General features: G+C 32.5%; 28 protein-coding genes. 27 read left to right on the forward strand and 1 reads right to left on the reverse strand.

Annotated features, from left to right (window positions below):
- Positions 1–63 precede the first annotated feature (63 nt).
- The 25 genes from ACIQ38_RS20520 (at position 64) to ACIQ38_RS20640 (ending at position 19,123) form a co-directional block, all read left to right on the forward strand.
- Positions 64–609, forward strand: coding sequence for a GNAT family N-acetyltransferase (locus tag ACIQ38_RS20520; RefSeq protein WP_402827652.1), 546 nt, complete (start codon positions 64–66; stop codon positions 607–609).
- Positions 610–913: 304 nt separating this feature from the next.
- Positions 914–1,282 (forward strand): DUF2188 domain-containing protein, encoded by a 369-nt coding sequence (locus ACIQ38_RS20525; protein ID WP_402827655.1) that lies wholly within the window; start codon positions 914–916, stop codon positions 1,280–1,282.
- A gap of 1,228 nt (positions 1,283–2,510) precedes the next feature.
- Positions 2,511–2,999 (forward strand): hypothetical protein, encoded by a 489-nt coding sequence (locus ACIQ38_RS20530; protein WP_402827658.1) that lies wholly within the window; start codon positions 2,511–2,513, stop codon positions 2,997–2,999.
- Positions 3,000–3,080: 81 nt separating this feature from the next.
- Positions 3,081–3,560, forward strand: coding sequence for a hypothetical protein (locus tag ACIQ38_RS20535; protein WP_402827660.1), 480 nt, complete (start codon positions 3,081–3,083; stop codon positions 3,558–3,560).
- 82 nt (positions 3,561–3,642) lie between these two features.
- The gene (locus tag ACIQ38_RS20540; protein WP_402827663.1) at positions 3,643–3,960 is read left to right on the forward strand and encodes a hypothetical protein; all 318 of its coding nucleotides are present in this window, start codon (positions 3,643–3,645) and stop codon (positions 3,958–3,960) included.
- 275 nt (positions 3,961–4,235) lie between these two features.
- Positions 4,236–4,397 (forward strand): tRNA U-34 5-methylaminomethyl-2-thiouridine biosynthesis protein, encoded by a 162-nt coding sequence (locus ACIQ38_RS20545; protein ID WP_402827665.1) that lies wholly within the window; start codon positions 4,236–4,238, stop codon positions 4,395–4,397.
- A gap of 333 nt (positions 4,398–4,730) precedes the next feature.
- Complete coding sequence (locus ACIQ38_RS20550) at positions 4,731–4,997, forward strand: CD3324 family protein (protein ID WP_402827668.1); 267 nt, start codon at positions 4,731–4,733, stop codon at positions 4,995–4,997.
- A 227-nt stretch (positions 4,998–5,224) separates the two neighbouring features.
- Positions 5,225–5,764 carry a GNAT family N-acetyltransferase gene (locus ACIQ38_RS20555; RefSeq protein WP_402827671.1) on the forward strand — a complete coding sequence of 180 codons (540 nt, stop codon included), beginning with the start codon at positions 5,225–5,227 and terminating at the stop codon, positions 5,762–5,764.
- Positions 5,765–5,854: 90 nt separating this feature from the next.
- Positions 5,855–6,238: a VOC family protein gene (locus tag ACIQ38_RS20560; protein WP_402827674.1), complete on the forward strand. Its 384-nt coding sequence runs from the start codon at positions 5,855–5,857 to the stop codon at positions 6,236–6,238.
- Positions 6,239–6,485: 247 nt separating this feature from the next.
- A complete protein-coding gene (locus ACIQ38_RS20565; protein WP_402827677.1) occupies positions 6,486–6,923 on the forward strand; it encodes a YflT domain-containing protein in 438 nt (145 codons plus the stop codon).
- Positions 6,924–7,291: 368 nt separating this feature from the next.
- Complete coding sequence (locus tag ACIQ38_RS20570) at positions 7,292–7,741, forward strand: GNAT family N-acetyltransferase (protein ID WP_402827680.1); 450 nt, start codon at positions 7,292–7,294, stop codon at positions 7,739–7,741.
- A 406-nt stretch (positions 7,742–8,147) separates the two neighbouring features.
- Complete coding sequence (locus ACIQ38_RS20575; protein ID WP_402827683.1) at positions 8,148–9,563, forward strand: YfcC family protein; 1,416 nt, start codon at positions 8,148–8,150, stop codon at positions 9,561–9,563.
- Positions 9,564–10,206: 643 nt separating this feature from the next.
- Positions 10,207–10,440, forward strand: a complete 234-nt coding sequence (locus ACIQ38_RS20580; protein ID WP_402827686.1) for a hypothetical protein — start codon at positions 10,207–10,209, stop codon at positions 10,438–10,440.
- 90 nt (positions 10,441–10,530) lie between these two features.
- Positions 10,531–11,298: a serine hydrolase gene (locus ACIQ38_RS20585; RefSeq protein WP_402827689.1), complete on the forward strand. Its 768-nt coding sequence runs from the start codon at positions 10,531–10,533 to the stop codon at positions 11,296–11,298.
- Between the two features lie 267 nt (positions 11,299–11,565).
- Positions 11,566–12,126 carry a sigma-70 family RNA polymerase sigma factor gene (locus tag ACIQ38_RS20590; RefSeq protein WP_402827692.1) on the forward strand — a complete coding sequence of 187 codons (561 nt, stop codon included), beginning with the start codon at positions 11,566–11,568 and terminating at the stop codon, positions 12,124–12,126.
- Entirely contained in the window at positions 12,089–13,066 is a 978-nt protein-coding gene (locus tag ACIQ38_RS20595; RefSeq protein WP_402827695.1) for a DUF4179 domain-containing protein, read from the forward strand. Before ACIQ38_RS20590 ends, ACIQ38_RS20595 begins: the two co-directional genes overlap by 38 nt.
- 431 nt (positions 13,067–13,497) lie before the next feature.
- Positions 13,498–14,784 carry a histidine--tRNA ligase gene (locus tag ACIQ38_RS20600; RefSeq protein ID WP_402827698.1) on the forward strand — a complete coding sequence of 429 codons (1,287 nt, stop codon included), beginning with the start codon at positions 13,498–13,500 and terminating at the stop codon, positions 14,782–14,784.
- 41 nt (positions 14,785–14,825) lie between these two features.
- Positions 14,826–15,350 (forward strand): GNAT family N-acetyltransferase, encoded by a 525-nt coding sequence (locus ACIQ38_RS20605; protein ID WP_402827701.1) that lies wholly within the window; start codon positions 14,826–14,828, stop codon positions 15,348–15,350.
- Positions 15,351–15,605: 255 nt separating this feature from the next.
- Positions 15,606–15,998 carry a MarR family winged helix-turn-helix transcriptional regulator gene (locus ACIQ38_RS20610; protein WP_402827704.1) on the forward strand — a complete coding sequence of 131 codons (393 nt, stop codon included), beginning with the start codon at positions 15,606–15,608 and terminating at the stop codon, positions 15,996–15,998.
- Positions 15,995–16,348, forward strand: coding sequence for a DUF3147 family protein (locus ACIQ38_RS20615; protein WP_402827707.1), 354 nt, complete (start codon positions 15,995–15,997; stop codon positions 16,346–16,348). Before ACIQ38_RS20610 ends, ACIQ38_RS20615 begins: the two co-directional genes overlap by 4 nt.
- 645 nt (positions 16,349–16,993) lie before the next feature.
- Complete coding sequence (locus tag ACIQ38_RS20620) at positions 16,994–17,155, forward strand: DUF2087 domain-containing protein (protein WP_402827710.1); 162 nt, start codon at positions 16,994–16,996, stop codon at positions 17,153–17,155.
- A 15-nt stretch (positions 17,156–17,170) separates the two neighbouring features.
- The gene (locus tag ACIQ38_RS20625; protein WP_402827713.1) at positions 17,171–17,545 is read left to right on the forward strand and encodes a DUF6176 family protein; all 375 of its coding nucleotides are present in this window, start codon (positions 17,171–17,173) and stop codon (positions 17,543–17,545) included.
- Entirely contained in the window at positions 17,542–18,285 is a 744-nt protein-coding gene (locus ACIQ38_RS20630; protein ID WP_402827716.1) for a GNAT family N-acetyltransferase, read from the forward strand. The genes ACIQ38_RS20625 and ACIQ38_RS20630 overlap by 4 nt, the downstream gene beginning before the upstream one ends.
- 120 nt (positions 18,286–18,405) lie before the next feature.
- On the forward strand, positions 18,406–18,702 hold the full coding sequence (locus ACIQ38_RS20635; RefSeq protein ID WP_402827719.1) for a transporter suffix domain-containing protein: 297 nt from the start codon (positions 18,406–18,408) through the stop codon (positions 18,700–18,702).
- The gene (locus ACIQ38_RS20640) at positions 18,692–19,123 is read left to right on the forward strand and encodes a MarR family winged helix-turn-helix transcriptional regulator (RefSeq protein WP_402827990.1); all 432 of its coding nucleotides are present in this window, start codon (positions 18,692–18,694) and stop codon (positions 19,121–19,123) included. The genes ACIQ38_RS20635 and ACIQ38_RS20640 overlap by 11 nt, the downstream gene beginning before the upstream one ends.
- A gap of 458 nt (positions 19,124–19,581) precedes the next feature.
- Here ACIQ38_RS20640 and ACIQ38_RS20645 read toward each other — a convergent pair whose 3' ends face one another.
- Positions 19,582–20,586, reverse strand: a complete 1,005-nt coding sequence (locus ACIQ38_RS20645) for a DUF2268 domain-containing putative Zn-dependent protease (protein WP_402827722.1) — start codon at positions 20,584–20,586, stop codon at positions 19,582–19,584.
- A 523-nt stretch (positions 20,587–21,109) separates the two neighbouring features.
- Between ACIQ38_RS20645 and ACIQ38_RS20650 the strand changes: the two genes are divergently transcribed.
- Together ACIQ38_RS20650 and ACIQ38_RS20655 are read left to right on the forward strand one after the other, a co-directional pair.
- Positions 21,110–21,517 carry a DUF4181 domain-containing protein gene (locus tag ACIQ38_RS20650; RefSeq protein WP_402827725.1) on the forward strand — a complete coding sequence of 136 codons (408 nt, stop codon included), beginning with the start codon at positions 21,110–21,112 and terminating at the stop codon, positions 21,515–21,517.
- A 554-nt stretch (positions 21,518–22,071) separates the two neighbouring features.
- A complete protein-coding gene (locus tag ACIQ38_RS20655) occupies positions 22,072–22,410 on the forward strand; it encodes a hypothetical protein (protein ID WP_402827728.1) in 339 nt (112 codons plus the stop codon).
- Positions 22,411–22,439 lie beyond the last annotated feature (29 nt).

Here is a 22,439-nt window from a genome sequence, read left to right on the forward strand (position 1 = left end):
GAAATAATCTTAAAAGAAACTAAAAAGCACTGTAAAATTAAGATTAAAAAAGGAGGAGTGGAAATGGAGCTTACTGGGGAAAAAGTATTGCTGTCAAAAATATCAATCAATGAATTAGATTTTATTTGCAGAGTAGAATGTGACAAAAACCTATGGTATTTTGAAGAACATGTACAATCGGATGAAAATGTGGTGCGTGAGAATTATTTACATAAAATAGAAGGAAATGAGAGAGTAAAAAGTTATGATTTTATTGTAACTTTAGCAGAGGATACTAGCAAAACTCCCATTGGTTTAGCTCAAGTATGGAGTTATAGTGAATTTAGGAAGAGCTGGGAAATTGGTTTTGCAATACTTCCTGAATACTCAGGAGAAGGCTATGGCACAGAAGCGGCTAAACTATTACTTAAATATGCTTTTGAAAAGCTAGATGCACATAAAGTAGTGGGAATGTGTAATTCAAAAAATACACGCTCTGCTGTTTTGATGGAAGATATCGGTATGACAAGGGAAGCTATTTTTAAGGAAGAACTTTTTTGGCAAAATAAATGGATTGACCAATATTTCTTCAGTATTTTGGAAAAAGAGTATTTGCGTAAATACAAATAATAGTTCAAACAATAAGAAAGAAGTTGTTTAATTAACGAGTGCTTGTGAGGTAGGGCATAGGTCATATCACATAGCGGGTGGGATTCCCTTCTAGAAAGAACTAGCCATTCACTCGTAACGAGTCTTGGAGGGCTAATGGTAACATTAGCCTCTAAGCATATAGACAAGAATTCAATACCAATGTTCATATAGTTGTATTTAGTGTAATCCACCTGCCTACTAGACACACAATGACGATAACAAAGATAGGAAGACGTTTGATATTAAACGCAACGGGAAAAAGAGGACTAAGGAGGCGTTTTCTATGCCATGGAGTAAAAATTCTTATCCCGACTCAATGAAAAATTTAGAGCCACACGTAAGAGAAAAAGCGATTGAAATTGCCAATGCCTTATTGCGAGACGATTATAGCGAAGGACGTGCTATTTCCATAGCTATAGCACAGGCACGGAAAACAATTCATGAGGAAGAGAGCGACGAACGCCCAATGTATAAGGTCATAGCAAGAGAAAGCGATTGGGTGCTGATGAAATCAGATGGCGAACGCGCAATTTTTGCTGAGAGTACAAAAGAGAGTCTTCTCGAAAAAGTGAAACTATATGTGAACGAACATAATGGTGTACTCGCAATCTATCAAGAAAATGGAAATCTGGAAGAAACATTGTACGAATAGCCACCCAATACTACGTTAAGGAAGTTTAACTGCAGCTAACTAAAAAAACTCGACACTACTTTATTTTCAACTTAAGAGGTGTTGAGTTTTTATTAATGCAAAAATGTAAAATGATTGTTTCCGTTCCAAAATAAAAACTTTTAATTTGTAATTTTAATATTCATTTTTGATATAAAATACTTATTTATTTTACTCTATAATTACCAATATGTTATGGAAATACGAGCATATAGATGTAATTTATAAATAAATATTAGCAATTTTTTAAGGGACTGCTTTTAATAGCAAGTCGGCAAAAATCGAGAAATTAAATGCTACCCAACTACAGACATACGCTATAAAAGCGTATAACGTTAAAGGAAATGAAATTATACAATAACTGAAGGTTTTTCTGGATAGGTCAGAGTTTAGTTATAGAAATAAATAATAAATTTCACTTAGAATGAGGGTATCAATCGGCTAATGATTGGTACTCTTATTTTTATTATTCAAACCTTAAGAAAAGGGCTAGGGAAAATTCTATTACAAACTGGAATAAAACTGACGGTATAGTTTAGTGAAGCAAGTGGTTTGTTAATTCAAATACTTAATTAACTGATAATTGGAACTTTTTTCACTTTCGAACGTATAAAAGTAAAGAACATTTTAGTTGAATAATGAAATAAATGAGGTGAGGTATATGAATGAACGATTCGAATTAAGTTTTAAAAATAAGGAAGTTAGAATGTGGTTTTATATAATAGTGCCAACTTTTATTATGGGCAGCTTGATCCTATTTTTTGCGAGCCGCAGTTATAATTATGTTTCATGGATAATGTTAACAATAGCATGGATTACCTTTTATACATGGCGATTTCTTTACAGAAGGAAACAGAAGAAAAATAACCCTTCCTAAGTGAAATGGTCGATTTTGTGCTAGAATAGATGCTTTTTCTTTAACAAGTTGCTTTAGTGAAATATGGAATTGTTAATAGTGCTCTTTTATTATTTAACGCAGCATTTTAATCTTAGAACAAGATAAAAGGAGAACCAAGGTTGACGGATTCCAATTTAGAAGTATCTAAATTTGACGAACGATGGTCAGAAATATTTCAATCAATGAAAGAAATGCAGAAAATATAGGATTCAGCAACTTTTTCAACTACATAGGGTATGAGTTTTCGTTTAATTGATATTTTGCTTCAACTATTTTATAGCAATAAGGATAACACGAAAGGAACTGGTAATTATGATGAATAAAATCAAGTATTTAGTCTTTGCAATAGCTATTGCTTTATTATCAATATATTTGTATCAGAATTTCATCTATTATCAAATTCCTTTCAATCCTATTAAAGAGTATGTATCTGAATCCATGGTTGACTTTCATATTACGCAAAATCTTCCTAATGGTGAATCAGTCAGTGTAAAATGCCATGAGCCGGATACTTGTGATTTAGTTTTGGAATATCTTAGCGATCTAAAATTAATACCTTTAAAAGACAAGAAGGCTCAGAAGATGATTTCTGACAAAGAACATGATACCTATTTAACAGGGGTGTTAAAGTTCACTGAATCCGAAGAGATATTTATCAAGGATATATATATAGACGACCCTACTGTCCTTTATATTAGTTCTGCTAATTCAGGGTTCAAGCGAGAAGGATATTATAAAATTGTCGATTCTACGTTTGATTATAACTATATTTTTGAGTTGATTAGTAAAACTGAGGAATAAAAATCTTATTCGATCCTGATATCTCTACTATGAAATAAACTTGAAAGTTGGCTTATTATTTCAGTATAAAGGGAGATTTTATTGAAAAAGAAAACATTCTTATGGATTATATTGCCTTTATTATTAATAGGATTTGTCTTATTTAATTGGAATTATATTTCACAAAATACTGAATGGAAATTGAATTGGGGATTTGGAGTGCCCAGACCACTTAAGATAGAAACAATATTTGATACAAGAAATGGTTTTTCAAGTGAAGGAGAATCTTTTCATATTCTTAAATATAGATCAATTGAAGAGAAGTTAAAGGAGAAAGATGGTTGGGTTACTATTGATGAAGAATCCTTTGATACTGTTTTAATACACCTTAAAAAATTTCAAAAAGATACGGCTAGTATAAATAAGGATTTGCAGAATCTACCAGTATTGTTTCAAGATAATCCAGTGACGTACAATCATAAGGATAAATACTTTTATAAATTGGAAGAAGACAATAGCTACATACTTGCAATTTCAAATGCGAAAGAACAAAAACTGTTCGTAATGCAATGGATTCAATAGTTGAATATAAATATGTATGAAGGCTGATGAATTAATAGGGAAACTTTGCTGATCATTGAAGACATAAAGAAGGAGTTGTCGAATGAAAAGAAAAATAAAACTGTTTAGTATTACTTTGGTATTTGGCATAATCGCAATTGTATCGGTACTTTTTGATTTTATTGGAATTAAATTTATAAATCCATTTCTAATGTCAAATCCAGTATTAGATACTCTGTTTCAGAACGGTTTTAGCTTTATTATCGACAATGAATTGCAATTGCAAGAAACAAATAGTGCTATATTTCACTATACAAAATGGGCGTATTTTATTCATTTAGGGAGTTGTTTATTGGTAGGAAGTCTTATAGATTTTAGTAAAAATAAGATGTTTTTTGGTAAAGTTTCGGACCTGAAATGAAATTCCTTAATCAACTAACTGAGCAGGTTAGTTATAAGGACAATAGTTCGCTTTCTCAATGGTTATACTTGCTATATCTATTTTTTTATTTCTTACTTAAATAACGGTTGCTTTAGTTAAACATGACCATCATTTTGTTAGGATAAATATAAGAGTAAAATAAGTTTCGTCAATCTATTGTGTGCGGTTTCTCTTAAACTACCGCGCAATAAGGCACAAAAAGGAGTTTAGAAGAAGAGTGGTGAATTTAATTAACATATTCAGGGGGTTGGAGAATGAAGGGGCTATTTTATTTAATATTGGGTTCTTTGATAGGATGGTTTATATGGGGAGTTTTTACAAAGGATTTTTCTTCGAATGGGTTTAGCTTCTTATTAATAGGACTTATTTTAGGGTTCTTAACTGGCAGGCGGAATCCAAAAGAAGTAACAGAATGAATTCAAAACTTCTTCGATTAGATTGTTGAGTAACTTATTTATGAACATGTAATTAGGAGACGTGGATTTAGTCTTTTACTGAGATGGATATCGGAAATTCTTTATAGAAATTAATAGGAATGTTATTACGTTTTGATTAGGTAAAGAAAGGAGGTCCACTATGACAAGAATTATGAGAAGTTTAAAGGTTCGCTCTATGCAAAGTGTATTCTGTAAACAAGGTGGAAGTTTGTATGGAGCTAGAAATTGGTTTCCGCCTGTAAAGTGATGAATGTTTATAGTAATGACTTTGCTACCTTAAAAATTTCATCTATTTTAAGGAGCGAATCTAACATGAAATATGTAAATGCAGAAAACATCTTTCCGGTAGAATTACTGAATGAAATACAGAAGTATGTAAATGGAGAAATGGTTTACGTCCCTATTTCTAAGGGATTACGGAAAAAATGGGGCGAAAATTCTGGGAGTAAAACTTATTTGAATAATAGAAACGATGATATCCGTCAACTATTTTCAGCTGGTCTAAAGATAGACCAACTTTCAGATCGATTCTTTCTTTCTCGCGATAGTATTAAAAAAATTGTCTACTCCAAAAAATAGTTTGTATGTGTCACATTGGATTAAATCTGATGTGACTTTTTTGTATAAAGTTTAGTTTATAATCATTCATTATATATATTCACTGGATTGTTTTCAGTATCATTACAGTATAGCTTAGGAGAACAAGTAACGAATTTGTTCAATTATCCGATCATTATTAGAACTATGTTTCAGGAGAGTGATGAAAGAAATTTTTATACCTACTACTATCCCTGGAGGAAGAATCGATGAAAATTGATATACAATTAACTGATAATAATGAAGCATATATTATCAAAAACTTATACCCCTTGTACTTGTATGACTTATCAGGACATTACGGCAGAGTCCCAAATGTTCATGGGATTTACGAGGATAATGATGATATTCGAACGTTAAACGACCAGTATGAAGTTCAAAATATCTGGTGGGAAAAGCCAGATATTTTATTCCCTTATTTAGTTTTAGTAGATGGGATACCTGTAGGATTTATGCTAATAGCGACTCCACCACATTGTAATAACGGTATTGATTATTTTGTTAATGAATTCTTTTTAATCCAATCATTACGAGGGAAAGGTATTGCTGAAAGAGTAGCAAATATTGTATTTGATCAATTCAAAGGGAATTGGGAGTTGTTTACTAATCCATTAAAAGAAAATATAGTTGGGCAAAAGTTTTGGAGGAAAACAATTTCAAATTACACGAATGGAGCTTACGTTGAGGAAGAAGGAGAAACATTCGATGGATCTAAACTTATCTTCCGATTTAATAATATAAAAAAATAAAAAGTTTACTAATAGAAAGTGTTATTTCTGTTCTTATCGAACTAACGCGGTATAGGAATAAAAAACAAATTTTTAAGAGGAGAAAGAAAAGTGAAGAACCTTTTAATAGCTTCGCACTGTATATTTCCAACATCAGACATAGTAAAAACTGCTGATTTTTATGAACGAAAATTGGGATTTAAAGCTGTACAGTATTTGGATGCAAATGAACCTCATATTTGTCTGTATCGTGATACAACAGAGATTATCTTAACTAGAACTAACGGTCAACATGTAATTCCAAATAGAGAACTATATGGCTACGGGTATGATGCGTACTTTATCACAAAGGATCAAGAGAAACTTCTAGAAGAGTTAATCAATTCCAATGTGAAAATCATCCGTAAAATAGAAAATACTGATTACAATAATAAAGAATTTGTAGTGGAAGATATAGATGGAAGATGGATAGCATTTGGCATTAAAGTAGGTTAAAAGAAAGAACGCTGTTTATGAATGATGACTGGGTTATATGCGAAGGGAAAGGTATAAAAGTAATTACTGCTATTAACATGATCAACCTCATTAATAACAACACCTAAAATCCCAAATATATAAGGGGTTAAGGTGTTTTTTACTTGCTTATAGAGTTAATTGGTGAAACTAAAAGCTGAAATATGTCTAGAAAAACTTGAAAACGGGTAAAGAATACATAGTTGAAGCAAGTAGGAGGTAATTTTTAATGAAGAATCATGTTATTGGCGTATACGAAAATGAACAACAAGCGGTTGAAGTTGTGGAAGAATTAAAAGGGAAGGGTTATACAACGGAGGATATTTCAGTTATTGCTAAAAATATAAAAGAACTATCAGAGATCACACAGGAAGTAAAACCCACCACTATGGATGGAGCCATTGCAGGAGCTCTAACTGGGGGAGCAATTGGCATAGCGGGAGTGTTAGCAGGGTTATCCGCTGTATTAATCCCTGGATTTGGTGCTGTGTTGGCTGCAGGTCCTATTATTACAACAATTGGGGGAGCAGTCGTAGGGGCCAGCTCTGGTGCTGGAGGATTGAAACATGCTCTTATGGAAATTGGAATCCCAGATGATGAAGCTGAACGCTATTCTAATGATGTTCAGGATGGTAAGATCCTTGTATTTCTTCATCCCAAAGAGTGAGAGTGGATTGAAGGGTCCCCATGTTTGCACTACGATACTAGTAAACTCTTAGACCATCATATGATGGTCTAATTTCAGGTCTAAAGCACCGAGTAGATTTTGGCTAATCATTGTGAAATGCTAGAATTAAATGAAGGAGACAGATTAGTTAAATAAGATAGTAAAACTAATTTGAGAAGGAATTTTATGGAGAAAAATAGTATAATAATAAAGTCTAAAAATTAATCGATGTAATTTTAGGACATAGTTGTTAAAGGAGGCGTTCATTATGACAAATAATAGAACTAGTATGGTGAAAGATTACAAGGGGATAACGACTAATTAACAAAGTTGTTTAGCGTTTCCCCGAATAATGAAAGGGGAAAATTATGAGTTTAGAAAATGTGAAAATTGTAGAATTAAATGCAGAGAACTGGTACGACTGTTGTGAATTAGAAGTATCAACAGAACAGAAAGAATATATGGAACCCAATGCCGTATCAATAGCTCAGTCAAAGTTTGAAACTTCATTAAAGCCATATGCTATCTATGTTGCAGATGAGATAGTTGGTTTTCTAATGTACAATTCAGTTCAAGAAGAACTGGATGGTTATTGGATATATAGAATAATGGTGGATAAGAAATTTCAAGGCAAAGGTATAGGTAAAGCTGCAACTAAGTTAATGATTTTAGAAATGGCTAAATTACCTGATGCGAAAAAAATTGTTGTAGGTTATCATCCTGAAAATTTAGGAGCACATAATTTATACTCAAGTTTGGGCTTTATCGATAATGGTGATAGGTTCGGTAAGGAAATGGCAGTTATCAAAAATGTTTAAGATTGACAGCACAATAAAAAGGACCTCTTTGGTCCTTTTTATTGTGCTAATGGTTGCTTTAGTTAATTAAGACTGTTATAAATTGAATACTTTAAAAAACTCAAGGGGCATTAATCTATGAAGGGTTAGTGCTTTTTTGTTAAATAAACTTTATTTGTTGATAAACGACTGAATTTCCATAATTTAATGAAAATAGTGCACATTTGGTTGTGCAGTGTTAACAAAGCAGAAATATTCATTGTGTCTCATTAACAATGAAGCAACATTTAATTGGCTATATGGTCTAACGACACAAGCGTGAATAGCTTGTATAATAAGCATTTAATACAGGCTAACACTTTAAAGTGTTAGATAATAAAACAATCGATCCATTCGTCTGTATAAATTAACTTAATGGAGGTTTCAAATGGAGAATGAAAAAAATATAAAAAAGAAGAAGTTTCAACTTCCGCATATTTATGTCATCTTATTTATATTCAGTGCACTTGCGGCGATTTCGACTTATTTTATTCCAGCAGGTCAATTTGAGCGCGTGCCAGGTCCTGACGGAAGAACAGCGATTGATCCGAACTCATTTTCATATGTGGAATCTGCACCAATTGGTATAGCAGATTTCCTTACTGTAATTCCGCGGGGACTAATTGATGCTGGGGAAATTGTATTTTTCACCTTTATTATCGGTGGTATGTTTATGGTGCTGAAGACAACTGGAATAATTGAAGTAGTTGTAGACAGACTAGCCAACCGATTTGCCAAAAAAAGTATTTTGCTGATCCCGATTTTAACAACAGTATTTGCGATTGGAGCAACTTTAATCGGAACACCTGAACTTTCGCTCGTTTATATTCCTGTTATTATGCCATTAATTATTGCGTTAGGTTATGATTCCATTGTGGCTGCTTCGATTGCGCTTGTCGGTACGGTAGTAGGATTTACTACGGGGGTTTTAAACCCGATCAACGTCGGATTATCGCAAAAAATTGTAGGTATCCCTGTTTTTTCAGGATTGGAAATGCGTCTAATTCTTTTTGTTGTTTGTATATCGGTTGGAATCTATTTCATCATGCGCTATGCAAAAAAGGTACAGAAGAATCCTTTAAACAGCTATGTTTATGAAGATGACCAAGAAAAAAGAGAACTTTACAGACAAAAAGAAAAAATTGAAGCGAAAAGTATGAACGCAAGACAAAAATATGCTTCGGTTGTAGCTCTTCTCTTCCTTGGTATGTTAGTGTTTGGTGTGTTAAAGCTCGGATGGTTCATGGTAGAGATGGCTGGTCTGTTTATCTTTATGGGGATCGTAGTTGGCCTGATTGCCGGACTGAACGCAACCCAGATTTCTAACGCCTTTACAGAAGGATTCCGTGAAGTGCTCATGGGAGCGATTATTATTGGTCTTGCCCGTTCTGTCGCTGTTGTGTTGGAAGACGGTCAAATTATGGATACGATCGTTTACAGCTTGGGCTCACTGGTGGGGGAGATGCCATCTGTTCTTGGTGCAGTAGGAATGTATCTGGTACAGCTGACTATTAACTTTATTATCCCATCCGGAAGCGGACAAGCATTAGTAACGATGCCGATTATGGGGCCACTTGCAGATATTATCGGCGTGACTAGACAGACAGCTGTGCTTGCGTTCCAGCTCGGAGATGGGTTTGCCCATATTCTATTCCCGACTTCTGGTTACTTTATGGCTGCACTTGTAATCGCCGGCGTATCTTGGCAAAAATGGATTCGTTTCTATATGCCACTATTCCTAGTATTTTCAGCAATTGGCATCGTCACGTTAGTTATCACTCAGATGATACAATATACAGGCTAAAATCATTTGGCTTGAACATGAATAAAGCTGGTACAAAATATTGATGAAGAGATGTAAATCTGAACAATTTATAAGCAAAGATAATTGTTCAAAATTCCTCTTTATTAGAATGTTTTGCGCCAGCTTCTTTTTTGGTATAGAGTTTGTGTAGAAAAGGCAAAAGGCGAGGAGTAATCACCTTTGAATTATATTAGATTTTGTATTTATCAATTCATCTTATTTACAGCACTTTTTATTATTAACATTCCTCTTGATAAATATATTAGCAAACCATTTAATTCTGTTGATTTAATAGCAATATGTATAAGTTTACTAATCGTAATAATTGTTTATCAATTGTTAAATAAAATGTATAGGCGATTTGAGAATATTATGTTTCGAAATAAGATAATGATTTCGCTACCAATTGTTATATTATCAATCCTGTTTATAGGATTACTTGATCAACTGTTTATTTAGTTTTTTATTTACCCAAAGGAAATTCTTTAGTTAAACAAGTCCATCATTTCGATGGTCTTTTTTTATATCTAAAACATAAGAAAGGTTTCGGCGATCTAATGTGAAATGGTACACTTAAATTGATGCGACGGTTCAATGCAACAAGAAAAGTGATTAAAATAGAATAAGGGATAGGGACGTTATTATGGAATTAAAAGAATTTATTGCCTTTCTAAATAAGTTAGATGACAATAATATTTTTTATAAGCTAAATAAAGTTAGAACTGAAGCTATTATGGTAGATGTAGCTGTACCAGGGCAACGATGGGAAATAGAGTTTTTGGAAGATGGTACAGTTGATATTGAAAAATTCATTAGTGATAAGGATATGTATGATGTGTCTGAATTGGAAACTCTTTTTAAGGAATTCAGCGACTAAATTTACCTGTGCAATCGGGTGCTTCTGTTAAACAAAGACAAGTTTATTGAGAATAACTAATTAGAGAATAGTGAAACGAGGGGTTTGGAAGTGGAGAAAGTTCTCAAGAAAATAAAGGAATTAGAGTCAGGTGAAGTGGGAATAATCATTTATTCTTCTGCAAGTAAAGATACACTATTATCATTAAACAAAGGTTTATTAGTTCCTCTTGCTTCTGCAGCAAAAGTTGCAATTGCCTTTTGTATTGCAAAATTGGTTGATGAAGGGCACTATAACTGGACTGATATGGTGGAAGATGTAACTTTAAATCCAAAAGAGGATAGTAACGAAGTGTATCCTCACTTTCAAAATAGAGCAAAATTAGCACTTCGAGATGCGGTAGAAGTGATGGTAGCCTGTCATGATAGTTTTGTAGCCGACAGAATTGTTCAATTTTGTGGTGGATGGGAAATGATAAATCAAAAAGTAAAAACCTATTTTAAAAATATACATATTACTCAAAATCCAAGAGATTTAGATAACAAGGGTGAATTGAGAGAGATATTAGAACTTTTACATTTAATTTATCATGGGTACAAAACTAATCCTGAGCTCTGGATTCCGGTTATTAATGGTTTAGTTAGGCAACGAGGTGATATAGAAGGAGTACCAAGCCATTTCTTAAATCATATGACTGGTGGATTAGATAATGTAGTAATAGATATCGGGATAATGGGTGAGTTTTCCAAAAATCCATTATTATTTGTTTTGGGGGCAAAGGAGTTACCAAATCGATATGAAGAGAAATTAGCAGATGAAATAATTATGGAGACAATGAAACTGATCTATGATGAATATTGCAATCAAGAAGATGATTAGGAATATAAAAGTATAGCTGATTAATACTGCTTATTCAGTGAATAGTACTTTAGTTTAAAGGTGGCTACCTCTATGGGTAGCCTTTATTTATTGAACGGGGGACAAAACTTTCATAAAAGAGATTGTAATTTTTCCCGAATAAGAAAGTAAACATGGTCTTCATTAAAAAAAGAAAGTATCCAGTGGTAAGTTTCTTAAATTGAAAAAAGTTGAAACGAAATATGCCGGTCGTTTATCTAACTGATAACAAAGGAAGGGGGGACGATGGTGAAAGAGAAGTTGAAATTAATAGTCAAAGCTAAAAAAGGGGATGCAATTGCTTTTCAACAGTTGATCCATTTGGAAAAAGAAAAACTATATAAGATGGCTTTTATTTACATGCGCAATGAGGAAGATGCTTTGGAGGTTTTTCAGGAAACCGTTTATCTCGCTTTTAAGTCAATCGCGAAGTTAAAAAACGATCGGTATTTTTCGACATGGATTATTAGAATATTAATTAATACATCCATTTCCACTCTACGCAAAAAGAAGCGAGTCGTATTTATAAACAAAGAAATGTGGGACAATATTCCCGCTGAAGAAATGGTGGAAACAGACGTCCAAATGGATTTACTGAATGCTCTGAACGAGATAGATGAGAAATTTAAGACCGTCTTGTTATTAAGATATTATCAGGATTATACAATCCAACAAATTGCAGCTATCTTGGATTGCCCGGAAGGCACAGTTAAGACAAATATTCGAAGAGGAATTGCTATACTCAAGGAAAAAATGAAGGGGGTATACAAGGATGACAGACAAAATTCCATCATTCAAGGAAGAGTTTGATTTGATCGATGTTCCAACAGAAAAGTTAGACGAAATCATTTCTAAAATAGGCACTGAGAAGACGTTAAAGAGAAAGAAAACTATATGGAGTAAAGCTGCCCTTGGTGTGGGAGCTGCAGTAGTGGCATGTGGAATTCTTATCGGATCTGTATCTGTTTCACCTGCACTGGCACAGGTCGTCTCCTCTATACCAATAATTGGTCAAATATATAAGAACTTAGGGGATGTCGGATTGAAAAGTGTTTCGGAAGCTGGCATAAGTGAGTTTTCCGGAGAATCTAAAACAATCAATGGCATTACGATAACGCTCGGGGAAATCTATTACGATGATGCACGCGTAACAGCCAGCTTTTCCGTCGATTCAGAAAAGCCGGTATCATACGATTATTTTGATATTAGACATAATTATAAAGGTGGAAGGCCTTTATCGAATACTGGACTTAGAACGGATGAAAGTTCACCTACAAATTGGACTGGAATTCTTCACATTAATTACTATAGTTTTAACCCTGATACACTTGAATTGGGTATGACATTTGAAGGTAAGCAAGGAGAGTTATTCGAGTTTACGAAGGAAGTCGTTAAAGCACGTTATGAAAATAAGATCGATCTTGCAAAATCTGAACAAATAGACAACTTGAAATACGAGATACATGATATCGAATGGGGTACACCTGGCCTGCTCATTTCGTATGATGCCCAGTATATAGAAGTAAACTATAGACGTGACGTTATATTTGAATTTGAGGTAGTAGACTCTTCCAATAAACCTTTAAAGGAAATTAGTAAGAAGTACGGCAAGCAACTCTTTGAACCGCTTGAAACGGATGTAACTGAATTGACCATCACCCCTATTGCTAAATTTGATGTTCAAAGAGGAGATGGTCAGATAGAATGGAAGGAATATAAGTTGGAGCCCTTTAAAATAACGATTCCGTGAGTACACTGGACAGCCAGCAATGGTTGTCTTTTTAAGTTTAAAAATTTTATATCCTGTTTGTCTAATTGTTATTGAAGTTAATGCTTAGCAAATCATTTCTTATTCTAATAACGCAGCATGTTAGGGAAATAAGAAATGACTTGTTGATTTGGCTCCTCAAAAAGAATTGATATTAAATAATATTTTCATAATTACTTGACAAGAAGTTTGAATATTTGTATTATTACAGCAATATAAGAGGAGGGTTCATATGCTAGTTCAAAAACTAACTTTTACAACTTCACATCATCATATTAACTAGTCTTGCTATCGATATTTTTATATCTACATAGGAAGACTATTCTCATTGAATCGTATAACTAAGCCTATTTGGAGCTTATGTTAGGACGATTTTTTTTATTTGCCAAAAATGAGAAAAGAGGATGAATAGGATGAAAAAAATGGATTATCAAAACGTAAGGGGAACACAAGATTATTTACCAAGACAGGAAATGGTAAGACGAAACATTCGTAGGACATTAGAGGACACATTTATTGCCTATGGTTGCCAACCTTTAGAAACGCCTATTTTAAATTACACAGATTTAATGGCATCTAAGTATGCAGGTGGCGCAGAAATTTTACAGGAGATGTATACATTAACTGATCGTGGTGAACGTGATCTTGCACTTCGCTACGATTTGACGATACCATTCGCAAAAGTTGTAGCGATGAATCCAACTATTCCTATGCCCTTTAAACGTTATGAAATTGGTAAAGTATTTCGAGATGGTCCAATTAAAGCAGGACGTTATCGTGAATTTACACAATGTGATGTAGATATTGTTGGTGTAGAATCGCAAGCTGCTGAGGCGGAATTAATGATGATGGCCTTAGATGCTTTTAAAAATCTTAATGTAAATGTAGAGATTCAATTTAATAACCGTAAGCTTTTGTATGGTTTACTTCAACAATTTGAAGTCCCAGAAGAAGTTATGAATCGGGTCATTTTAGTATTAGATAAGGTTGAAAAAGTTTCGATTGAATCTATGTTGGCGGAGTTAGCCCAACTACAATTGACTTCCAATAGCTTGATCCAAATCAAAGACTTTGTAGAATCTAAAGGACAATTAACCATTCAAAGCTTCAAACAATGGGAGCGGAAAAATAGTTATGTGCAGGAAGGTTTACGAGAATTAGCTGAGCTAACGATCTATTTAGAAACACTTGAAATCCAAGATATGTGTATATTTAACCCATTTTTGGCAAGGGGTCTTGAAATATATACAGGAACCATTTATGAAATCTTTTTAGCTGATGGTAGGATTCGTTCCAGTATTGGGAGCGGTGGACGGTATGACAATGCTATCGGCGGACTTTTAAATTCTGAGAAAACTTTTGCGACAGTAGGTATTTCATTTGGATTAGATGTTATTTATCTAGCATTTGAATTATTAGGACGCGTGAACAAATGCTCGCTGATAGATATTTATATAATTCCCATAGGAACGGTAAAAGAAGCACTTAAGCTAGCAACAAATTTACGTTCCCAAGGCAAACGGGTAGAGGTGGAATTATCCAATAAAAAAGTAAATAAAGCAATGGAAAGAGCTAATCGCGAAGGCGTTGCACATGTAATCGTATTAGGAAATGATGAAATCCTAAATGGCTTTTATTATATAAAAAATATGCAAACAGGTAAGAGCGAAAAAGTGGTTTATAATTTTATTAATCAATAAATTTATTAGATAGATAATCCGTTATAAAGGGGGGAGAAACAATGAGTAATGGATTTATAACAATTCGAAAAGCAGATTTAAGAGATACGAAAGAAATGGCGAAAGTTCACGTTGAAAGTTGGAGAACAACTTATGCCAACATCGTTCCAGATGAATACTTAAAAAATTTGACTTATGAGAGTCGAGAACAAATCTGGATAAATAGCATTCCCAACGGTGGTGTATATGTAGCAGAGAATAACGAAGGAAAAATTATTGGTTTTGCTTCTGGAGGTAAAGAACGAAGTGGTAAATATAGTGGATTTGATGGAGAGATTTATGCAATTTATATCTTAAAAGAATTTCAAGGGCAAGGTATTGGTAAAGCTCTGGTTAAACCAATTATTGAAGAAATTATAGAAATGAGATTTAATTCTATGCTTGTTCTTGTGCTGAAAGATAATAGCTCTCGTCTATTCTATGAAGCACTTGGTGGCGAAAAAATAGATACTATTGAAGTTCAGATTGCAGGAAAGAAACTTTCTGAACTTGTGTATGGTTGGGAAGATATTAGAAATATATTTTAACTTTTCTTTTCAATTGTTGGGCACTTTACTAGTACAAGACCATCAACTCGGTGGTCTATTTATTATACCAAATCAAGTAGATCCTAGAAATTCCTTGTGAAATATTCCACTTAATCTACCGTCACAGTTAGTTAAATAAGAAGTTAGCTTGTATTTTCACCATTGTAGTTCATTAAAATGAAAAATTACAATAGCCTTGCTTTTATATCGTTTAATACGATATAATCTGGATTAACGATATAAAAGAGGTGTAATATGGAACTTAACAAATACTTCACAGATATTTACTATCATCTACATCCAACGCATGAACTGACAATCTCACATCAAAGTATACGAATTCTGCAAATCATTCAGAAAGAAGAAACCGTGACCGTACGTTTCTTGGCAGAAGCATTAAAAGTCTCGCATAATACAGCATCAGAGCATGTAAAGAAGCTCGCAAACAATGGATGGATCACTAAGCAACGTTCTGAAGAGGATCAACGCAAAGTATTTTTGAAGTTAACGGCAGAAGGATTAGAAGTTGTAAGACAAAACACAGAATTAGACGAGTTAAAATTACAAGCAGCTTTGAATAAGCTAAGTGATAAGGAAAAGACTATAGTCTTACAAGCTTTTCGTTTACTGAGTGAGGTAGCTAAGTGATGGTGTGGATCAAACTCATCACGTCAGCTTTAATCATTGCAGTTGTTACGGAATTAGCTAGAAGATTTCCTTTGTACGGGGGAATTATAGCAGCACTACCGTTAATAAGTCTGCTTAGTATTTTTTGGTTAACTGTTCAAGGAGAAACAGTTAGCCAAATTCAAACTTTTACAATAGGTGTAATTATTGGGTTACCAGCAACAATTGTTATGTTACTAGCAGTATATGTGATGCTGAAAAATTCCTTTCCTTTTATCATGGCACTTTTAGTTGGAGTTATTTCATGGGGGTTATGTTTAGGGATTCAAAAAGTAATTTTTAATATGTTCACGACTAGAAATTTGCTATAGTTTTCTTACTTCATTAACGAAAGCTTTACTTCCCTTTCATTGATTTTTTTAAGATGTAATTTCTATAAGGTATAAATTGATAATTGAAAGAGTTAGAAGATTCTTTATAAAGTTAAAGCACAGTGATAGTGATTGATAGTTAGGACAAATAGGAATAGCCTTAGTAAAGCATAAACCGTGTCATTTCTTTTCTCAAATAATATTAACTTACAAAGGCATTTCGAATGTATCTATCGAAGTGCTTTTTGTTTGCGATTTCACTTCATATGCAAACGTTTATATATACTGTTTACAATTAAACAAACGTAAGTTAATATTGTTTGTATAATGTTGTTAGGAGAGTTAATTTTCTAGATATAGAGAATATATTAATTTAAGAAGAAATATACCAATGCATATTTCGTACCTAAGGAATTAAAGGTGCAGAAATTTTGAAAATAGTTGATTGTTTATATACTGCAAAGAAGGTAGTCGAGGTATATATTGAAAAAGAGCATGTTTCTGTTTTTGAAATGTTAATTAAAGTAGATAAAAATACATACTGGGCTATCTGAAGTACAAATAAATTAACAGTATGAACTTATACATAAGGGGATTATATAAGTGGATGAATGATATGCGATAACTAAGAAAAATAAAGCTAAAGTGTTAGCTACATATTTTAAGAATGGATTGGACGGAAGAATTGATACTTTTCCTAGTAAGGAAAAACGAAAGATAATTTTACTTCAACATATAATATCACTCTTTAAAGAGAACAATGATTACACGGAAAAAGAAGTAATGACTGCACGAAGTACTGGGTGAAGGGGAAGTGATAGTATGAATGTCGAATGTACACGATTTCGGGTAAAGCGAGGAAAAACAGAAAAAGTAAATGAATGGTTAGCTTTCTTGAATGATCATATGGAAGATGTCCTTGTTACGCTTGAGGGAGAGAAGATGTATGTTGAAACAATTTTTCGTGAGTTCTTAAATAATGAGGAATATTTATATTGGTACTCGGTTCAAGGCTCTGGTGGAATAGAGGTTGAGAAATCACAACATTGGATTGATAAGAAGCATCTCAAGTATTGGGAAGAATGTATTGACCAAACATATAAACCTGTGGATCTCCATACCGAAGTAGTAATGATTCCAACCTATGTACGTAAAATAATGGACAATAATAACGGTGATGGAGGTAGACCAAAATGATTACGGTACCTAAAGAAGATTTTAATATAGTAAAGGAGAAAATCAAAGAAGCACCAACATTTGTAACTAGCATATTAGATAATATTATTAAAGGAACGGTACATGCAGATAGCATCAAGTATGAATCATTGCTTATAAAAACTGATTCAGGATTGTATTATGTTACAGGCCAACCATCTAATGAGTTGTTTCTTAAGAAAATAGTTAAAATATTTGAGAGCTCCCTAAATCAAAAGAAACGTTTTACATTATTTTCTACTAACCCTGCTTGGAATCAGGCAATTGAAAAATATTTTGATAAGGAATTGGGAAAAATAAAACGTTATGGTTTCTCTTTTGATCTTATTACATATAAAAATAGAAAAAGAAGAAGTATGAATGATTTTGATGTAACAAAAATTAACCAATATGACATAGAACATTGTTTGGAATTTGATATAAAATACTATAACGAATACTGGGGTTCTATGGAGAATTTTCTACAAAAAGGGATAGGCTTTTGTGTGAAGGACAAAGAGAGGATTATTAGTGAAGCAGTTTCAATTTTTCAATCTAAAAACTATGCGGAAATAGATATAATAACTCATTCAGATTACAGAGGAAAAGGGTTAGCGAGTGTTGTAGCTGAACAATTTATAGATTATTGTCTTTCCCATAATATTGAACCTCGTTGGGATTGTGATGTTAATAATATTGCTTCAATTAATTTAGGTAGTAAATTAGGTTTCAATGCCCCATGAGAATATACTGTTTACATAAAAAAGGAATAATTTTAGTGAATACCTTTTAAAGTCTTGTAATTAAACAGGCTTCGGTATATAGTTTAGTTAAGTTAACTAAACTATATGGAGGGCTTAATATTGGAAAAAGATATAGTTTCAAATGGAGATAAGCTAAAGAAACCATTCCTTTTTAAATTTGGGATAGGGCTTCTAATCCTTTATCCTATACTATGGGGACTTGCTGCTATCGTGCCATTTACTCCATTAGCAACTCACATTAAGGCCACTGTTGTTACAGTATGTATAGTAGTGGGAGAAATCTTTTTTTTGATAGGTGTTGCCTTTGTTGGAAAAGAAGTGGTGACCAAATATAAAAGTAAGTTAAACCCAAAAAATTGGAGAAAAAAAGGTGATAAACAAAAAGATGAAAAATGAAAACTTACCTGAGCAAATTAATCAAACACTTGAAGAACTATGGCTGTTACTTGAAACAAAAGAAAGAGCTTATACGAATTTTCGATTAAATAATCAGCAATATACGTTATTGACTTTAATTATTCGGTACCCATCATCCACTCCAACAGAATTAGCAGAAAAAATGAATATTACCAAAAGTGCTATCAGCCAACAGTTAGTAAAAATGGAACTTGAAGGTTATATTTATAGAAAGCAACATTCAGAAGACAAACGTACATTTTCAGTTGAATTAGGAGAGAAAGGATTGCTTTATAAAAAGGAAGTGGAAATATTTATGCAGCAAATTCAGGAAAAATATTATGCGAGTTTATCACGCGAAGAATTAACAAACTTTTTATCCGCACTTCAAAAGCTAACAAAAGTAATTGATAAACTGTAGCGATTATTTAAATTAACTATTGTTCGTTTACTAACTTTCATTAAATAGAGTATCTAAAGCTTTATATATTTATGAAAAACCTCTCTAAAACGGGTGTCTTAGATAAAAAGAATAGGGGGATTTTATGATTAAGTCTATAAAAGGGCGATTCATCTTATCTATATTCTGTGCTATATTTTTCTAGTATTGAGTTTGTTATTGATAAGAAGGAACCAACAGTTCGGTTACTATTCTTCTTCATCATGATTTTATCGGTGTTTAATACGGGATTATTGAACGAAAAATACATTCAAACAAGAAAGAAGAAATAAGTCTATTTCAACTAACTGGTACTTTACTTCAAGAAGGAGTAAAGTCTTTTTTTATTGTATTAAAGCCGCAATTTGATGAAAGATGAGTAGCAGGAATAAACTTAAAAAGCCCTTTTCTAACAAGTAGAAAAGGACACATAAAGAAAACTACTCGTAGTTAGCCATGTAATTCCCTTCTTCAAATATTTCTTTCGGACTTTTGGAAGTCCATTCTTCTACTGTCATATCGGGATGCAAGTTTAAGTAAGATCTTATCATCTTGTAGCCCTCACTATAGCCATAATAATTGGGAAAACCATTAGTCCCACCTATTAGTATTTCATAAATCTGATCAGTAACAGGATCCTCAAGATTTGGTTCAATCCTGCTCCAATATTCTTTGTTAAAGTTTTCGATAACTACATAATCAGTACTATTTGAAGTGGGATACACTAAGGTTTCAAACATCACGGCTTGCCCTTCCAATATTAAATAATCTAATACTGTTGGATTATAATCTTCTGTGTAATGTTTTTCGATCCAAACGCTATGATGATATTCATGTGAAATACCTGATTTATAATGATTATCAAGGTCACTCAAACTATAATAGTTATCGAAATCATTGAAAAAGACTAAGATTTTCCCTGCCCCGGCTGTAATCATGTCAGATGGAAATCTTTCATTTTTAGGAAACACACATACATTTGTTTTATTTTCAGAAGAAAGTATGTCGGAGGATTTAACAAAGGATTCCTCGTATAACTTATTTATATGATTTTTATCTATAGATTCAACTTGATTCTTAATACTATTATAATCACTTTCTTCCGGTGTCCATTCAAATAAATTAATTTCTAAATGTTCCGTATCTTTAAAGCATGCATCATATATAGGTTCAATAATTTCTTGTTGATATAATTTATGGAGTGACTTATCTGGATTATCTTTTACAGTTTTAAAATAGTTTTCATATAGCTTGTAAGCATGAATTATATTAAATTTTTGGCCCGTATTGGGGTTTTTAAAAGAATAGGTTATATTTTGTTGTTCTTGTTGTTCATTTTCCAGAATTGTATTCTCGTGGGATTGTTCAGTTTGCTTACAGGCTGATAAAATAAATACTAATAGAAGCATACACAATGAAATTAAAACTTTATTATCGGTACTCAAAAATTTCATCTCCCTATTCAATATTAATATACTTCCTATACATTCCATTTTGCCTAAAAGTTTCATTAAATTTAATAACTATAACAAAACATGCCTTTAAAATAAGTTGGTTGGTTTGAAATAATAGGAGTATGATTTTTGAAGAAGGAGAGTACTTTCCAATTACAAATAAAAGGAAATTATTTTAGTAAAGAGTATAGCCCGTGGAAAAGGTGATTTTAAGAAACCCTAGAGAAAGTACAGAAATCAACATATATAGAGAAGTGTAATAATCTTTTTTAAAGTAATACCATCTTTACATTAGAAATAACTGATTATTTTAAAAATATTTTTAAGTTTTAAAATTGGGGTTAGAAGTCTTTATACGCTTATCAGCTTCAAACAAAGCCCATACTTTGGACCGTAACCATTTCATTCCACTATAAAATAGTTATATGAAAAGGATTATTACCAACTTAATAGAATTTTAGATATTGGATGTATGTTTACAAACGCAGCAGGTTAAGGTGATAGGGGGAGTTGTATGTTTTGGCTAAAATTTGGATTGATTACGATAATTGTTTTTGTTTTTATTTCAACAGTTAAGCTTCTGCTGAGGAGTATACTCAAAATGGAGAAAGTTAAAAAAGAGTTTTTTTCTTTTAATCACATAAACGAGTTACATAGAAAAATTGAAAAAGGTTTGAGAACTCTTTCTGGTATTACTCTATTGATCCTATCTTATGTGCTATTGTTTTATTATGAAGATTTAATTTATCTCATATTAATTGCAGTAATTGTTTTTATAGTATTGGATTACATGATAAGAGCATTTTTTGAATGGAAGTTTACACGATATCCGAAACAATCTATCTTGACTGTAACTGAAATGATTATTATCTTAAGTGCAATAATAATCGTTATCGAATTTAAGTTACTTGGACCTTATTAAGCTAAGGGGTAGTTTAGTGAAAGAGGGGGAGTTTTATCCGGTAAATTTAAATGGTAGGGAGGAGATAATATGCTAGAATTTCCAGGTTATATTATATTGCTTAGTATTCCTTTTGTTGTTACTGTGATTACTTCTTTCATCTTATCAAAAAGGTACAAAAAGAAGGAAAAAGTAGATAAGGGTTTGAATTTATTTATTTCAAACTTTCTCATAGAACAATGATGATACGAACTTTAACCAGTTTACCAATTGTGAACATTGCATTCATTATCATATATTATTCTCAGATTGGAGTTTAGCATTTTATATTAGCTTTGTTTTATTTGTTTCATTAGTTTTAGCTGTTCAGTTTCTATATAATCACAAAAAGTGGAAGAACGAAGAAATAAGTTATTAGAAGTTCTACTAACGGATGCTGTTGTTATACAAGACCTTCATTACGATGGTCTATTTTTATACGAGAAATATAATGCGAAATGTTACACTTAAATTAACTCGGCAGGTCATTTAAATAGTAATTTACGCAAATACAGAGGTGGGAGTGGATAATTAATATGGATACTGATCCTCTTATTCCGTTGATATTAATTTGGGGAATACCAGTTTTTATGGTTGTTAGAAGTTATTTGAAAATGAATACTGATGACAAAAAATCAGCAATCAATGATTTTAGGTCAAGCCGTTTTATTTTAACAATTGGCTTTATTGTAATGGGTGCTTTCTTGGCACATTTAGGTACTTTATTTTCCATTAGCATTATGGAGTTACTTGGAATTGGTCTTTTTGCTTTAGGAGGGTTCTTATCAGCAATAGATATGTGGAACAAGAATAAAATTAAAAGTGTGATTCTACTTGTCTTAATAGCTTTTCCTTTGTTGTACTTATTAAATTAAAGAACAATTTAGTTATAGAAGTACTAATA

The organism is Psychrobacillus sp. NPDC096389 (genome assembly GCF_044762855.1).
GTDB lineage: Bacteria > Bacillota > Bacilli > Bacillales_A > Planococcaceae > Psychrobacillus.

Excerpts from the sequence above, each read along its gene's own strand:
- ACIQ38_RS20520 (WP_402827652.1), top strand. The coding sequence starts at position 64 with ATGGAGCTTACTGGGGAAAAAGTATTGCTGTCAAAAATATCAATCAAT.
- ACIQ38_RS20525 (WP_402827655.1), top strand. The coding sequence starts at position 914 with ATGCCATGGAGTAAAAATTCTTATCCCGACTCAATGAAAAATTTAGAG.
- ACIQ38_RS20530 (WP_402827658.1), top strand. The coding sequence starts at position 2,511 with ATGATGAATAAAATCAAGTATTTAGTCTTTGCAATAGCTATTGCTTTA.
- ACIQ38_RS20540 (WP_402827663.1), top strand. The coding sequence starts at position 3,643 with ATGAAAAGAAAAATAAAACTGTTTAGTATTACTTTGGTATTTGGCATA.
- ACIQ38_RS20545 (WP_402827665.1), top strand. The coding sequence starts at position 4,236 with ATGAAGGGGCTATTTTATTTAATATTGGGTTCTTTGATAGGATGGTTT.
- ACIQ38_RS20550 (WP_402827668.1), top strand. The coding sequence starts at position 4,731 with ATGAAATATGTAAATGCAGAAAACATCTTTCCGGTAGAATTACTGAAT.
- ACIQ38_RS20555 (WP_402827671.1), top strand. The coding sequence starts at position 5,225 with ATGAAAATTGATATACAATTAACTGATAATAATGAAGCATATATTATC.
- ACIQ38_RS20565 (WP_402827677.1), top strand. The coding sequence starts at position 6,486 with ATGAAGAATCATGTTATTGGCGTATACGAAAATGAACAACAAGCGGTT.
- ACIQ38_RS20570 (WP_402827680.1), top strand. The coding sequence starts at position 7,292 with ATGAGTTTAGAAAATGTGAAAATTGTAGAATTAAATGCAGAGAACTGG.
- ACIQ38_RS20575 (WP_402827683.1), top strand. The coding sequence starts at position 8,148 with ATGGAGAATGAAAAAAATATAAAAAAGAAGAAGTTTCAACTTCCGCAT.
- ACIQ38_RS20580 (WP_402827686.1), top strand. The coding sequence starts at position 10,207 with ATGGAATTAAAAGAATTTATTGCCTTTCTAAATAAGTTAGATGACAAT.
- ACIQ38_RS20595 (WP_402827695.1), top strand. The coding sequence starts at position 12,089 with ATGACAGACAAAATTCCATCATTCAAGGAAGAGTTTGATTTGATCGAT.
- ACIQ38_RS20600 (WP_402827698.1), top strand. The coding sequence starts at position 13,498 with ATGAAAAAAATGGATTATCAAAACGTAAGGGGAACACAAGATTATTTA.
- ACIQ38_RS20605 (WP_402827701.1), top strand. The coding sequence starts at position 14,826 with ATGAGTAATGGATTTATAACAATTCGAAAAGCAGATTTAAGAGATACG.
- ACIQ38_RS20610 (WP_402827704.1), top strand. The coding sequence starts at position 15,606 with ATGGAACTTAACAAATACTTCACAGATATTTACTATCATCTACATCCA.
- ACIQ38_RS20625 (WP_402827713.1), top strand. The coding sequence starts at position 17,171 with ATGAATGTCGAATGTACACGATTTCGGGTAAAGCGAGGAAAAACAGAA.
- ACIQ38_RS20630 (WP_402827716.1), top strand. The coding sequence starts at position 17,542 with ATGATTACGGTACCTAAAGAAGATTTTAATATAGTAAAGGAGAAAATC.
- ACIQ38_RS20640 (WP_402827990.1), top strand. The coding sequence starts at position 18,692 with ATGAAAAATGAAAACTTACCTGAGCAAATTAATCAAACACTTGAAGAA.
- ACIQ38_RS20650 (WP_402827725.1), top strand. The coding sequence starts at position 21,110 with ATGTTTTGGCTAAAATTTGGATTGATTACGATAATTGTTTTTGTTTTT.
- ACIQ38_RS20655 (WP_402827728.1), top strand. The coding sequence starts at position 22,072 with ATGGATACTGATCCTCTTATTCCGTTGATATTAATTTGGGGAATACCA.